The organism is Microbispora sp. CA-135349, from assembly GCF_050947365.1.
In the GTDB taxonomy this organism is placed as follows: Bacteria; Actinomycetota; Actinomycetes; order Streptosporangiales; family Streptosporangiaceae; genus Microbispora.
Window position 1 is genome coordinate 4,539,648 of record NZ_CP192001.1, and the last position, 13,810, is coordinate 4,553,457.

The 13,810-nt window shown below is 71.6% G+C and carries 11 protein-coding genes; 2 read left to right on the forward strand and 9 right to left on the reverse strand.

Annotated features, from left to right (window positions below; all coding sequences use genetic code 11):
• Nucleotides 1-236 precede the first annotated feature (236 nt).
• Nucleotides 237-410 (reverse strand): hypothetical protein, encoded by a 174-nt coding sequence (locus ACQPZZ_RS21225; RefSeq protein WP_432920843.1) that lies wholly within the window; start codon nucleotides 408-410, stop codon nucleotides 237-239.
• A 545-nt stretch (nucleotides 411-955) separates the two neighbouring features.
• Nucleotides 956-1,174 (reverse strand): hypothetical protein, encoded by a 219-nt coding sequence (locus ACQPZZ_RS21230; protein ID WP_432920846.1) that lies wholly within the window; start codon nucleotides 1,172-1,174, stop codon nucleotides 956-958.
• A gap of 48 nt (nucleotides 1,175-1,222) precedes the next feature.
• Between ACQPZZ_RS21230 and ACQPZZ_RS21235 the strand changes: the two genes are divergently transcribed.
• On the forward strand, nucleotides 1,223-1,405 hold the full coding sequence (locus ACQPZZ_RS21235; protein WP_432920849.1) for a hypothetical protein: 183 nt from the start codon (nucleotides 1,223-1,225) through the stop codon (nucleotides 1,403-1,405).
• Nucleotides 1,406-2,268: 863 nt separating this feature from the next.
• The gene (locus tag ACQPZZ_RS21240) at nucleotides 2,269-2,631 is read left to right on the forward strand and encodes a tyrosine-type recombinase/integrase (RefSeq protein ID WP_432920852.1); all 363 of its coding nucleotides are present in this window, start codon (nucleotides 2,269-2,271) and stop codon (nucleotides 2,629-2,631) included.
• 69 nt (nucleotides 2,632-2,700) lie between these two features.
• On the opposite strand, the gene ACQPZZ_RS21245 is transcribed toward ACQPZZ_RS21240, so the two are convergent.
• The 7 genes from ACQPZZ_RS21245 to ACQPZZ_RS21275 all read right to left on the reverse strand — a co-directional run bounded on the left by ACQPZZ_RS21245 (nucleotide 2,701) and on the right by ACQPZZ_RS21275 (nucleotide 13,810).
• On the reverse strand, nucleotides 2,701-3,840 hold the full coding sequence (locus ACQPZZ_RS21245; protein ID WP_432920855.1) for an acyl-CoA dehydrogenase family protein: 1,140 nt from the start codon (nucleotides 3,838-3,840) through the stop codon (nucleotides 2,701-2,703).
• A complete protein-coding gene (locus tag ACQPZZ_RS21250) occupies nucleotides 3,837-7,322 on the reverse strand; it encodes an indolepyruvate ferredoxin oxidoreductase family protein (RefSeq protein WP_432920858.1) in 3,486 nt (1,161 codons plus the stop codon). The genes ACQPZZ_RS21245 and ACQPZZ_RS21250 overlap by 4 nt, the downstream gene beginning before the upstream one ends.
• A 114-nt stretch (nucleotides 7,323-7,436) precedes the next feature.
• Nucleotides 7,437-9,086 carry a serine/threonine-protein kinase gene (locus tag ACQPZZ_RS21255; protein ID WP_432920861.1) on the reverse strand — a complete coding sequence of 550 codons (1,650 nt, stop codon included), beginning with the start codon at nucleotides 9,084-9,086 and terminating at the stop codon, nucleotides 7,437-7,439.
• Nucleotides 9,087-9,212: 126 nt separating this feature from the next.
• Nucleotides 9,213-10,220: a LacI family DNA-binding transcriptional regulator gene (locus ACQPZZ_RS21260; protein ID WP_432920864.1), complete on the reverse strand. Its 1,008-nt coding sequence runs from the start codon at nucleotides 10,218-10,220 to the stop codon at nucleotides 9,213-9,215.
• A 54-nt stretch (nucleotides 10,221-10,274) separates the two neighbouring features.
• A complete protein-coding gene (locus ACQPZZ_RS21265; protein ID WP_432920867.1) occupies nucleotides 10,275-11,996 on the reverse strand; it encodes an amylo-alpha-1,6-glucosidase in 1,722 nt (573 codons plus the stop codon).
• Nucleotides 11,997-12,023: 27 nt separating this feature from the next.
• Nucleotides 12,024-12,830 carry a carbohydrate ABC transporter permease gene (locus ACQPZZ_RS21270; protein ID WP_432920870.1) on the reverse strand — a complete coding sequence of 269 codons (807 nt, stop codon included), beginning with the start codon at nucleotides 12,828-12,830 and terminating at the stop codon, nucleotides 12,024-12,026.
• Nucleotides 12,827-13,810, reverse strand: a complete 984-nt coding sequence (locus ACQPZZ_RS21275) for a carbohydrate ABC transporter permease (protein WP_432920873.1) — start codon at nucleotides 13,808-13,810, stop codon at nucleotides 12,827-12,829. The genes ACQPZZ_RS21270 and ACQPZZ_RS21275 overlap by 4 nt, the downstream gene beginning before the upstream one ends.

Here is a 13,810-nt window from a genome sequence, read left to right on the forward strand (position 1 = left end):
AACGGTACGCTCTGATCGGCAGGGAACACCGATAGGGGTGCGCCGATTCCCGAGGCGGCCGCCACCCCGCGTGGGTGCGGCCGTTCACCCGCACGGCATGGGGGATTTCAGCGGGCGAGGTGGCGGCTGATGACGAGGCGCTGGATCTGGAGTCAGCCGATTGCCTGCTCGACACACAGCGACCCTTCCCAAGCTTCCACGTCCGCGATCTTGTAGCGGTACGTGCTTGCCGATCTTCATGAAGCGCGGGCCACCACCGCGCGAATTCCACTGGTACACGGTCGCAAGGGGTGGATGTCGTCCACCTCCCCGCACTTGTCGCCGACGACGACGCGCTGCCCGATGTAGAAGGCGCCCATCTGTGCGCGGTTGCCGCGCAGGTAGCGGGTCAGCTCCCGCAGCGAAAGCATCGCGGCCGGGCAGGAGTCGCCGGGCCACTGCAGCGCGGCGCCGAACGCGGCCTGGCCCTTGCAGGCGACGATGATGACCCACTGGTCGCGGGTATGGTCAGCTCGATCACGCCGTCCTCGTCGGCCGGCCCGGTAGTGAGGACCCAGCCGTCGAGGTTGGCCTTCGTGGTGATCGCCACCCGGTTGGTCGTCGGGTCGGCGGCGGGTCGGATTTTCCTGGTCCAGGGATCGTCTCTCGGGTAGTTGTCGGACACGCGCGCGCCGAGTCGTAGATGTGGTGGGGCAGCTCGGAGGGTGCGCCGCAGTGGCACATGCCGGTGATGACGACGCCGCCGCGCAGGTCGAGCCACCAGCGGTTGGCGGCGGCCGGGAGGTACTTGTGGAGCAGCAGCCCAGCGATGAGGTTGCGCTGCCGTCCGCCGGGATGCGACAGCGGCCCATGACGCTGCTGCTGAGGCCGGGCGCGGTGGCGGCGGCTTCGGTCATCTGGTGTTGGCTCCCTTCCGGGAGCGGCCGGGGCCCGTCCTGGCCCAGGCCGCTCCGGCTCAGTTGGTGTCGTCATCGCCGTGGAGCAGGTCGATCACGGCGACGGTGGTGTTGTCGTAGGCGCCGGACTGCTTCGACATGTCCAGCAGCGAGGCCGCGACGTAGCCGCCGTCGAGGTGGGGCGCGGCCATGTTCGTCAGGGTCGCGATCATGGCGTTCATGTGGTCGATGCGGCCGGAGAAGATCCCGGGCACCGACTGGGCGAACCCCGCCGTCAAGGGCTCGGCGCCCGGGGCGGGTACGCGGTCAGGCCGTCCGAGGTGAGGATGACCCGCCGGAAGTCGTCGCTCTGGAGGAACCGCCGGTGCGAGGCCGAGTCGTGGCCCTCTTCGCGGTTCGGTCGGGTCGATGAGCGGTTCGATCGCATCGAGCAGGAGCAGGCCAGTATGAAGGCCGCGCAGGCGCAGATGCTCGAGATACTGATCGACATCCAGCGCCGGGTCTCGTAGTGGATTTAACCATCAGAAACGCAGGAAGCCCCCCGCCTATGCGGGGGGCTTCTTGCTGCTTCATCCGGACAGAGCGGGTTCCCGATCATGAGTCGGGATCCGCACCCCCAGGGGTGCGGATCGACGCCACCCGCTCCGTGAGAAGTGGTCTGCCGATTTTCCCGAAGACCGACCTATAGCAGTCTGAGCTAGGGGCGAGCAATCCAAGCGGATGTTTCGCACTTTCGGTCCGAGGAGCCGTAGCTTTGGCCGGAAATCGTGAAGGAAACTGTGGCAACGGAGCACCACACCTGGTCGCCGGACTGGTTGTTCGCTTTGGCGGTTACTGTGGAACAGGCTCCATTGGTCGAGCAGCTACCACTGCTCGACGCCACCTGAGAGCTGTCTCTGAGTAGAAGGACCTGGATACTCGCGCTGGAAACGCCGCTACAGCTTCCGGTTCCCTTGGCAGTGACACTCGGCGAAGCGTATGTCGGAACGTAGGCGGTGGCTGTGCAGCCGGCCAGGAGGGCCGAGTCTGGCGCGGCGTCGGCGAATGCTGGATTCACAACCAGCCCTGAGGCTGCGAGAGCGAAGACGGCTAGACCAGCGAGCCCGAATTTCAAGACACAGTCCCTTCGATGACGGGGGGTAGATGTCTGGAGGGAATCTCCATCACCGGGGTACACCCCTCATGACATCGCTATGGTGTCGTTCCACAGCTTTGGATTTCAAGATCTTGACAACGGTTACCATTACACGTAAATGGTACGGTAAACTTTCCGATGCTACAAATGATGGCCGGCGACTATAAGTCCTCGGAGAACAAGAAGGCTTCCTAAGCCGACGAGAAGATCAAGCGGAATCCGGCCAAGTCCGAGATCGTGAAGGCCCCATCGCACACCGACGAGAAGACATCGCCTGGGCAGACGAGGTGGTCTGGTCGATCATCGACTCCCACGCCGAGCATCGCGGGCGTAATCCCCGAGCCGACGAAGGACGCGCGAGGCCGCCGCCGGTACATCACGACCCGGAAGGAGGGCACACACCAGCTCAGGCACTACTACGCCTCGGTGACACTCCCAGCCGGTGTCTCGATCAACGAACTGACCGAGTACCTCGGGCATTCCAACCCGGGGTTCACGCTACGTGTCTACGCCCACATGCAGTCCAGCTCGCATCAGCGGGCGCGCGAGGCGATCGACCGGCGCATGCGTCGCCCCCGGCTCGTGGCCGGGCAGAACTGAAGATCATCGGGCGAAGTCCAGTATCGTCCGATGATCTTCATCCGAGTCAAGAATTCCCTGATCAATGGGCTACTTGGCGAGGTGGCGGCTGATGACCAGGCGCTGGATCTGGTTGGTGCCCTCGAAAATCTGCATGATCTTCGCCTCGCGCATGTAGCGCTCGACGCGGAACTCGCGCGTGTAGCCGTACCCGCCGAAGACCTGGACCGCGTCGGTGGTGACCCGCATCGCGGTGTCGGTCGCGACCAGCTTGGCGACGCTGGCCTGCCTGCCGTACGGCAGGCCGGCGTCGCGGCGGCGGGCCGCGTCGAGGTACGTGGCCCGGGCGGAGTCCACGCCCGCGGCCATGTCGGCGAGCAGGAAGCCGAGCCCCTGATGGTCGATGATCTTCTTGCCGAACGCCTCGCGCTCCTTGGCGTACGCGACGGCCTCGTCGAGCGCGGCCTGGGCGAGGCCGACGGCGCAGGCGGCGATGCCCAGCCTCCCGGAGTCGAGCGCGCCGAAGGCGATGGGCAGGCCCTGGCCCTCCGCGCCGATGAGGCGGTCGGCGTCGATCAGCACGCCGTCCCAGTGGGCGGTAGTGGTGGGGACGGCGTGCAGGCCCATCTTCTCCTCGGGCCGGCCGAAGGTCAGGCCGTCGGCGGCGCCGGGGGCGAGGAAGCAGGAGACGCCCCGGCTGCCCTCACCCGTGCGGGCGAACAGGGCGTAGAAGTCGGCCCGGCCGCCGTGGGTGATCCACGCCTTGGTGCCGGTGATCCGGTAGCCGCCCTCGGCCTTGTCGGCCTTGCAGGTCAGAGCCCCGGCGTCCGAACCGGCCTGGGGCTCCGACAGGCTGTAGCCGCCGACCAGCCGCCCGGCGAGCATGTCCGGCAGCCAGCGTTCCCGCTGCTCCGGCGTGCCGTACGTCGCGACGGGGAAGCAGGACAGCGTGTGCACGCTGACCGCGACCGCGACGGCGGCCCACCGCGCGGCCAGCTCCTCGAGCACCTGGAGGTACACCTCGTACGGCTGGCCGCCGCCGCCGTACTCCTCCGGGTAGGGCAGGCCGAGGAGCCCGGCGGCGCCGAGCGTGGCGAACAGCCCCTCGGGATAGGTCTCCGCGCGCTCGTGCTCGTCGACGCGGCGGGCGAGTTCCTTGTCGGCGATCTCGCGGGTCAGCTCGATGAGGTCCCGGGCGTCCTGGCCGGGCAGCAGACGGTCGACGGTCACGGTGCCTCCTGGAGGACGGGCTCGTTCAGCTCGGCGAGAAGGGCGGCGGCGCGGTCGCGAAACTCGGCGACACGGGCGAGCTTGATGCCCTCGTATCCGCGGATCATGTCCGGCAGGGCGGCGATCTCGGCGACGGCCGGGGCGGTCGCCGGGGTGAGCCGGCCGAGCGCGCGTCGTACCAGCTCGCGGTACTCCACGACCAGCGTACGCTCCACCCGGCGGACGGCGGCGTGCCCGAACACGTCGAACGCGGTGCCGCGCAGCACGCGGGCGGCCCGCAGCCCGCGGAACACGACGCCGGCGGACCGGCGCAACTTGATCTTGCGCTTGAGGCCCATCGCCCGCAGCAGCGGCGGGTGCAGCAGCACCGACACGGCGGCGCCGGGGCCGAACTCCCGCTCGCGCCGGGCCCGCTCCACCGGGTCGAGGTGCAGCCGGGCGACCTCGTACTCGTCCTTGTACGCCATGAGCTTGTGCAGCCCCCGGGCGTACGCGAGCCCGATCCGCGCGCCGGCCTCCTCCCCCGCCCGCTCGGCGGCCAGCGCGGCCACCCCGCGCACGTCGCGCGCGTACGAGCGGGCGTAGGCCGCGTTCTGGTAGCCGGTCAGGTCGGCGACGCGCACGGCGAGCGTCTCCTCCAGCGCGCCGGCCGGCGCCGCGATCTCCGGCTGCGCGATCTTTTGCTGGGGGATCGCGGCCCCGGACACGGCCCGGAACACCGCCTCGCGGTCCAGGACGGCGGCCCGGCCCCAGCGGAAGGCCGCCAGGTTCCGTTCGACGGCCGCACTCTTGGGACCACCGTTGAGGCGGATGGCGCCCTCGATCGCGTCCGCGGAGATCGGGATGCAGCCGTGCTGGTAGGCCGCGCCGGCGAGCACGAGGTTGGCGGGCATGTGGTCGCCGAACAGCGCCTCGGACAACGCGCCGGCGTCCAGGTGGAGGCCGGTCTCGGGCAGGGTGGCCGACGCGATGCGGGCGATCGCGTCCTGCGGCCCGGAGAGCGCGGCGCGGCCGGTGACCATGGCGGCCGTCGGCACGATCGCGGTGTTCACGACGGCGACCGTACGGCCCGGCGAGGCGGCGGCGAGGGTGTCGTCCGCGGCGGCGCCGAGCACGTCGAAGCAGATGAGGACGTCGGCGGTGCCGCGGGCGGCACGGACCGCGCCGCTGATCGGCTGCGGGGACACGCGCACGTCGCTGACGACGGGACCGCCCTTCTGCGCCAGCCCGGTCTGGTCGAGGCCGGCGGCGTGCAGACCGTCGAGATGGGCGGCCATCCGCAGGATCTGCGAGACGGTGACGACCCCGGTGCCGCCGATGCCGGGCATCCGCAGCAGCACCGAGCGCTCCGGGAAGCGCGGCACCGGCCCGGTCAGCGCCACCGGCGGCTCGGGCACCGTACGCGGGGTCTCCGAGCGGGGCTCGACGAGCAGGAACGACGGGCAGTCGCCCTTGAGACAGCTCAGGTCGGAGTTGCACGACGCCTGGTGGATGCGGGTCTTGCGGCCGAACTCCGTCTCCACCGGCTGCACCGACAGGCAGGTGGAGGCGTCCCCGCAGTCGCCGCAGCCCTCGCATACGCGCTCGTTGACCACCACCCTGGCCTTCGGCGTGGGCAGCGTGCCGCGCTTGCGCAGCCGCCGCTCCTCGGCCGCGCAGCGGTCGTCGTGGATCAGCACGGTCACCCCGTCGATCGCCGCGAGCTCCTTCTGCACGGCAGGGAGGTCGTCACGGTGCCGTACGGACGCGATCGGCGCCAGCCGGACGTTCCGGTAGGTCTCGGGCTCCGGGGTGGTGACCACGACCCGGCGCACCCCCTCGGCCGCCAGCCACCGCGTCAGCGCCGGGACGTCGAGGCGGCCCTCGGCGCGCTGTCCGCCGGTCATCGCCACCGCGTCGTTGTAGAGCAGCTTGTACGTCATCGACACCCCGGCCGCGACGGCGGCGCGTACGGCCAGCGAGCCGGAATGGTGGAAGGTGCCGTCACCGAGATTCTGGGTGAAGTGGCGGTCGGAGGTGAACGGGGCCAGGCCGAACCACAGGGCGCCCTCGCCCCCCATCTGCGTCATGCCGACCTGCCTGCCGCGTCCGTCGCCGTCCAGGGCGATCATGGCGTGGCAGCCGATGCCCGCGCCGACCAGCGTGTCGTCGGAGGCACGCGTGGAGGCGTTGTGCGGGCAGCCCGAGCAGAAGTACGGCGTGCGGCCGGCGGCCAGTGGGAGCAGCCGACGCCTCGCGGAGGTGGGCGTCAGGATCGCGGCCCGGCGGGGAAGCCGGTCGGGGCCGAGGCAGGCGGCGAGCGCGCCGGCCACGTCCTCGGCGCCGAGCGTGCCGCGCGCCGTCAGCAGGTCACGGCCGATGACGTCGGGGCGCTGCCCTGTGTCGTATAACCCGGTGTCGTACAACCCGGTGTCGTACAACGCCTGCTTGAGGTGTCCCTCCAGGAACGGCACCTTGTCCTCGACCACGAGCACCCGGTCGAGCCCGGCGGTCATGGCGGCGAGGTCGTCGTACGCGAGCGGGAACGGCATGGCGAGCCGGATCAGCCGCAGGCCGAGGTGGTCCATCGCGGCCTCGTCCAGGCCGAGATCGGTCAGGGCGCGCAGGACCACGGCGTAGGAGGCGCCGGACGCGAGCACGCCCGTCGTGGCGCGCGGCGCGTCGTGGGTCACCCGGTTGAGGCCGTGCGCGCGGGCGTACTCGCGGGCCAGGCGGAGCCTGCGGGTGAGCATGTCGTGTTCGGCGTCGAGCGAGGCCGGTCCGACCAGGGTGGGCGGTGCCCCGCGATCGGCGCGGTCCGGCACCGGGACGCCGGACCGGATGTTCTCGCGCAGCGATCCGAGGTCGACGGTGGCGGAGGCGTCGGCGACGTCGGCGACGATCTTCAAGCCGGCCCACAGACCGGTGGCGCGCGACAGCGCCACCGCGTGCAGCCCGAGTTCGACGACCTCCGCCACGGAACCGGGGGCGAGCAGCGGCATCGACAGGCTCTGGCACATCGGCTCGCAGGAGCTGGGCACGGTCGACGACTTGCAGGCCGGGTCGTCGCCGATCCAGGCCACCGCCCCGCCGAGCGGCGCGGTGCCGGCGAGGTTGCCGTGCCGGATCGCGTCGGCGGCCCGGTCGAGGCCCGGGTTCTTCCCGTACCAGAACCCGGTCACCCCCTCGTGCCTGCGGCCCGGCACCTGCGCGAGCAGCTGCGTGCCCGCCACCGCCGTGGCCGCCAGCTCCTCGTTGAGGCCGGGCCGGGCCACCACCCCCGCCTCCTCCAGGAACCGCGCGGCCCGTGCCATCTCCAGGTCGACGCCGCCCAGCGGCGAGCCGGGATATCCGGAGACGAACACCCGGGTGTCCAGGCCGCGCTCGGCGTCGAGGCGGCGCTGCTCCAGGGTGAGCCGGACGAGGGCCTGGACGCCCGAGATCAGCACGGTGCCGTTCTCGGCCGCGTACTTGTCGTCGAGCGAGACGGGAGGCGGGGACACGGCGAACCTCCTGGGGTCTGGGTGATTCACAGCACACCAACGCCCGAGGCGTACGCGCAAGCGTCACGCGCGAAACAACCGCGGCAACGCGGTGCGCCGGGCCGGTCGCGACCCTCAGCGGCCCCTGCGCGCGCTGAGGCCGGTGGCGTTCAGGAAGTCGACGAGCGGGCCGTCGGCGAGCGCGCCGGTCTGGTGCGCCCGTCTCAGCTTGACGAGCAACTCTCCGACGTGCCGCGCGGCCTTGTCGCCTCTGCCCCTGCCTCTGCCTCTGCCGGGGCCCCTGGACATGTCCCTGGCCGTCTTCCTGATCGCTTCGTGGGCCTCGCGGGCCAGCTTCGGCTCGATGCCGCCCCTGGTCTCCTGCTCCTGGACGGCGTGGTCGAAGGCGGCCAGCCATTCCTGGTAGCTCCGGTACACCCGGCGCGCGGGCGGCGTGGGAGACGGCTTCGGGGACGACCTCGGAGACGGCCTGAGGGACGGCGTGGGAGACGACTTCGGGGACGGTGTCCTGGACGGCCGGGATGCCGGCGTGGGCGACGCCCCGGCGTCCGTGCCCGCCGGCGACTGGGCCGCGGCCGCGGGTTCCGCCTGCCCGCCGCCGTCGGACAGCGCCGCAACCCCGATCGTGACCGCGGCGAGCCCCGCCACCGCGGCGCCGAGCCGGATGAGCGTGCGTCGTTCCGGCGACGTTCCCGAACGGCCCGGAGCACGCCCGGCCGGCAGGCCGGGCGGCGGTGCGTCGGGCAGCCCCGTGTCGACCATCCCCGTGTCGAGCAGCCCCGTGTCGAGCATTCCCGTGTTGAGCAGCCCCGTGTTGAGCAGCGCCGTGTCGCCCGCACGCGCACCGGCCGGATACGACGCCTGCGGCGCCGCCGTCCCGGCCTCCCACTGAGCGGCCTCCCACTGAGCGGCCTCCCACTGGGCCGGCTCCCGCTGGGCGGCCTCCCGCGCGGAGAGGGCGACGGCCGCCAGGACCCGGCGCGCGACCTCCGCGTCGGCGGGCCGGGCGGCGGGGTCCTTGGCCAGCAGCGCGATGATCAGGCGCTCCAGCTCGGCGGGGATGTCGGGCCGGTGGCGGCCGGGCGGCGCCGGGACCTGGTGGACGTGCTGATACACCAGCTCGGGGGCCGACCCGGTGAACGGCGGGCGCCCGCACAGCAGCTCGTAGCAGACGCACCCCAGCGCGTAGAGATCGCAGGCGGTCCCGCCACCCCGGCCGTCGATCTGCTCCGGCGCCAGGTAGGCGGCGGTGCCGATGACGGTGCCCACCATCGTGAGCCGTGCCGCCTCGGTCGCCACCTGGGCGACGCCGAAATCGACCACCTTGAGCACGCCGCTCGTCGTGAGGTGCAGGTTCGCGGGTTTGACGTCCCGGTGCACGACCCCGGCGCGGTGCGCGGCGTCCAGCCCCGCGGCGGCCTGGCTCATGAGGTCGCACGCCTCCGCCACGCCGTACCGGCCCCGGTCGAGCAGTTCCGCGGCCAGGCTGCGGCCGGTGAGCAGCTCCATCACCAGGTACGGCCGGGCGTCCTGCTCGCCCACGTCGAGCACGGTCACCACGTTCGGATGGACGACGCGGGCGGCGGCGCGGGCCTCGCGGGCGAAGCGCTCGCGCGAGGCGACCCCGGCGACCTGCGGCGCGAGGATCTTCACCGCGACGGGGCGGTGGGCCCGCAGGTCGCGGCCGCGCCAGACCTCGCCCATGCCGCCCTGGCCGATCAGCTCCTCCAGCTCGTAACGACCGCCGAGCGTGGACGGCACCATGTCCCGCACCTCCCCATAGCGACTCGCGCCCAGATGATCGGGAGCCAACCTATCCTCTCGGGCGGACCGGGCGAGAACGGCCGGATCGGCCGAATCCGCCGGACCTGCCGGCCCGGCGGAACTCGTTCACGGTGGCGGCGCCGTGCTCGAACGCAGGGAGATCGGCGGGAAGAGCAGGACGTGGCTGGGCGGCGTGCCGGGCTCGGCCATTCGCTCGGCCAGCAGTTCGACGGCCCTTTCGGCCATCTCGGTGATCGGGACGTCGGCCGCGGTGAGCGGCGGGTGGAACTCCTCGGCCCAGTGCCGCCCCACGACTCCGGTGACGGAGATCCGCCGGGGTATCGCGCGGCCGAGGCGTCGCAGCGCGCGCTCGACGCCGGGCAGGGCCGCCTCGTTCACCGTGACGAGGCCGGTGACCCGCGGCCGGGCCGCCAGCAGGTCCTCGATGCAGGTCTCGCCCGCCGTCGCCTCGTCGGCGCAGCACGACGCGGTCGCGGACAGGGACCGTGCCGCCGCTGCGGCGGTGAATCCGTCCAGGGCACGGCGAGCCGGGCCGTAACCGGAATCGAGGAGCTCTCGTGGCCGGTTGATCAGCGCGATCTCGCGATGCCCGAGGTCGGCCAGGTGATGCACACAGCCCGCGACGAGTCCCCGGTAGTCCAGATCCACCCAGTATCCGGTGGCCGCGTCCGCGGTATGGCCGATCGCCACGAAGGGCACACCGGACTCCCGCAGGCGGGCCGCTCTCGCGTCCCGCAGCCGGACCTCCATCAGGATCACGCCGTCGACCCGGCGACCGCGAATCATCCGTTCGAACGAGCGGTCGTGCTCGCCGCCGCTGGGCGACAGCAGCACGTCCAGCTCGCGCCGGCCGGCAGCGGCCACGACATCGGCGACGAAGCCGAGCTGGATCGGGGTCAGCCGCCGCCCGGCGGGCGGGATGACCAGTCCGATGGCACGGGTGCGGCCCTCCGCCAGGGCTCTGGCGGAGGCGTTGGGCCGATAGCCGACGTCGTCGACGACCTGCAGGATGCGCCGGCGGGTCGCGGCGGAGACCGCGCGCTTGCCGCTGAGGGCGTAGGAGACCGTGCTCCGCGACACGCCCGCCCGCCTCGCGATCTCCCCGATGTTCACCCGTCCCCCGCGGCAGCTCGTCGACGCGATTGTTCGAATCGATTCGACGGCAGGCTACGCAGGCGTCCGCGGTTGTGTCAAAGCCGCCGTACCGGCCGTCCGCGTCCGCTGTTCGTGTCGCCGTTCGTGGGCGGCGGCGAGGCTGAGATAGGCACTGGCCGTCCAGGTGTAGGCGCGGTCGCGCAGCCCCTCGCCGGTGCGCGCGTCGAAGTTCTCCGCGAAGCCGGACCGCTCGCACAGCCCGCGGAAGCGGGCGCTGATCTCGTCGGCCAGCCCGGTGTGACCGGCGCGGCGCAGGCCGTCCTCGACGAGGACGGTCGAGGGGGCCCAGATCGGTCCCCGCCAGTAGCCGTCGTCCTGATAGTGCTCGGACCCGGGGTGCTCGGTGGCCGGACCGAACGCGGTCAGATGCGCGGCGATGCGCGCGGCGAGCGCCGTGTGCACACGCTCGGGGAGCTCGTCGCCGAGCACGATGGGCATGAGGTCGAGCAGGCTGGAGCTCGACCAGGTGCGCCCCGAGTGCGCGCCGCGTGCGACGAACCGGTCCCCCGTCCACAGCTCGGCGAGCAGCGCGTCGCGCATCCGGTCGGCGGCGCCGGACCAGCGGGCCGCGGCCGCCGGGTCCGGGGCCCGGCGGGCCAGTTCGCGCATCTGCAGCACGAGGAAGGCGGCCAGGTCGGCGGTCTCGACGACGCGTTCGGGGTCGAAGGTGGTGGCGTTGTCCCAGCCGCTGTCGTTGCCGTGCTGGTAGTGCGGCAGTTCACGACCGGGGACACGCCGTGCCGTGAGCCAGAAGGCCGTCCAGCGTTCCAGTAGCCGGTAGACCTCCTCCGGCTCGGCCGCCGCCGGCAGGCGGCGCAGAGCCCAGCCGTGGATGGGCGGCTTGACGAAGTTGTAGAGGATCTCCGAGTGGGTGACGGAGTCGGGCAGCGCGCCCGCCTCGTCCTGGTGGTCGAAGGGCAGCCGGAACTGGTCCCACGCCAGGCCGGGCAGGCCGTCGGCGAGGGCGATGGCGTTGAAGCAGTGGTCCCAGCTCCACACCTTGTCCATCCAGTGCTTGGACATCAGCACGGCGGGCCGGGTGACGAACCCGGCCGGACGTACGGTCGCCGACCACAGGACGTAGGCGGCCAGCTCGGCCGCGGGCGTCCGTTCGCTGCGCCAGGGCGCGACCGCCGCGGTGAACGCGTCGAACTCGGCCCGCGCCGCCTCGGCCACCTCCTCGAACGCGCCGGCGGGCGCGTAGGGGGCGCGAGCGGCCTCGTACTCCTCGACGGCGACCTCCCACTCGCCACTCAGGACGACGCCCCGTTCGGCGGTGCCGAGCGCCTGCGCGCCCCGCGCTTCTGCCTGTCCCGCGAGCACCGTGACGCGGTAGCGGCGGCCGGTCTGGTAGACGGTGAAGACGAACGATCCGTCCGCCGGGTCCTGGTAGAAGTACGGGCCGCTGAACGGCGTCAGGACGGGGTCTGCGGCCAGGAAAGTCAGCCCGAGGTCCCTGCCGCGCAGCCGCACCGTGTCGGCGTTCTCGTAGGCGAGGTCGATCCGGCCGCCGGCACGGCTCCAGGTGAGCTGGTGGGGCGTGGCGGTGACGTCGCTCTCCCCGGACGGCACGAGCCGCAGGACCGGGTGCATGCCGGTCTGGTGGGAGACCAGATGCACGTCCCGGGCGTAGGTCTTCTGGGCGACCACCGGCGAGAACCCGAACCAGGAGCCGCGGTAGCTGAACGGGATTTCCCGCAGGGAGAACACCGGGCCTGAAGCGGCGACGGTCATGAAGAGGGGGTCCCTTCTCGAAGAAACTCAGTCCTTGACGGCGCCGGCGGTGACGCCCGCGGCGACGTAGCGCTGGGCGACGATGAGCAGAACGGTCGCCGGGATCGAGGCGACCACGGCGGTGGCCATGATGGCGTTCCACTCCTGGTTGTTGTTGCCGATGTAGTGATAGATCCCCAGGGTGATCGGCTGATGGGCGCCGCCCTGGTCGAGGGTGGAGGCGAAGACGAAGTCCGACCAGGCCCACAGGAACGCGAACAGCGACACCGTGATGATCGAGTTACGGGAGACCGGCAGCACGATCGAGACGAACGTGCGCAGCGCCCCGGCGCCGTCCACCCGGGCCGCCTGCAGCAACTCCTCGGGGATGCCGGACATGAACGCGGTGAGGATCAGCACGGCGAACGGCACCGCGAGCGTGGAGTCGGCCACGATCAGCCCGGGGACGGTGTTGAGCACGCCGGTGGTGAGGAAGATGGCGTAGAAGCCCATCGCCATGATGATCCCCGGGATCATCTGCGCGATCAGCAGCACGAAGCTCAGCACGCCGCCGCCGCGCGGCCGCAGCTTGGCCAGCGAGTACGCCCCCGGCGCCGCGACCAGCAGGGTCAGCGCGACGGTGCCCAGCCCGACGACCAGGCTCACCCCCAGGTAGGGCAACTGCCGCTCCAGCACCGCCCGGTAGCCGTCCAGCGTGCCGTGCACCGGGAACCAGTACGGCGGCGACTTGCGCATGTCCTGGTCGCGGGTGAACGACACGTTGACCATCCAGTAGACCGGGAACAGCATCACGGCCGTGAGCGCCAGCCCGACGGCGGTCTTGAGCCGCCTCATGCCGCGGCCTGCCGTCGCTGCACGCGGATGTAGACGAGCCCGAAGGCCAGCGCCATGAGGATCAGCAGGTTGCCCACCGCCGCGCCGGGGCCGAAGGAGGGTACGAGGTTGCCGAAGCCGAGCCGGTAGGACCAGGTGGCGAACGTGCTGGAGGAACCGCTCGGCCCGCCCTTCGTCATGATCCAGATGATGTCGAACACCTTCAACGTGTAGACCAGCCCCAGCAGCAGCGTGATCGCCGACACCGGACGCAGCAGCGGGAACGTCACCCGCCAGAACCGCTGCCAGCCACCCGCCCCGTCCAGCGCCGCCGCCTCGTACACGGCCGAGGGGATCGCCTGCAGCCCGCTGTAGAGCACCACCAGGTTGAACGGGATCCCGATCCAGATGTTCGCGATGATCACCGACCACAGCGACCAGTCGGGGGAGGTCAGCCAGTTGACCGGGCCGACGCCGATCCAGCTCAGGGCTGCGTTGACCACGCCGGAGTCGCTGTTGAGCATCCACGACCAGGTCGAGGCGGACACGATCAGCGGCAGCAGCCACGGCACCAGGAACAGCGCGCGCAGCGTGGCCGACAGCCGGAAGTTCCGGCTGAAGAACACGGCCAGGGCGAGCCCGATCGTGAACTGGAAGGCCAGCGACACCACCGTGAACACGATGGTGTGCCACAGCGCCGGGGCGAAGGTGGCGTCGGCGAACACCTTGGCGTAGTTGGCGAACCCGGCGAACGGCGCGTCCCCCTGCACGAACGACCGCACCGTGTAGTTGCGCAGGCTCAGCTCGACGTTGCGATACAACGGATAGGCGTAGAAGATCAGCAGGTAGACGACGACGGGGGCGAGGAACGCCCACGCCGCCCACTGCTCTGGCGCCCGCTGTCCTGTCGCCCGCTTCCCCGGTCGGGTACGCCCCGCCCGGCGCTCCCGCCCCTGAGCGGGGACGGGGGCGCGGGCGGTACGCACCGGCGATCGCGTCAC